General features: G+C 58.7%; 1 protein-coding gene. It reads left to right on the top strand.

From position 1 onward, the window contains the following. On the top strand, window positions 1-230 hold a 230-nt coding region (locus MO387_RS21075; protein ID WP_220778182.1), incomplete at both ends, for a VCBS domain-containing protein.

Below are 230 nucleotides of genomic sequence, written 5' to 3'. Positions count from 1 at the left end.
TGTGATTGCTGGCGACGATGTCGGCGCGGTCACTGAAGATGCCACCGATCCAGTTCTGACTGACAGCGGCACCTTAACCATTACCGATGCCGACAGCGGCCAAGCGGTATTCCAAGCGGGCAACGGCACTCCAAGTGTTGGCGCGCTCGGCAGCCTGACTATCGATGCGGCGGGCAACTGGACTTACAACGTCGATAACGCCGACGTGCAATATCTGGCTGAAGGCGAAA

The sequence above is a fragment of the Shewanella sp. N2AIL genome (assembly GCF_022690845.1).
Classification (GTDB): Bacteria; Pseudomonadota; Gammaproteobacteria; order Enterobacterales; family Shewanellaceae; genus Shewanella; species Shewanella baltica.
This window is presented reverse-complemented; position numbering and strand designations above follow the sequence as displayed.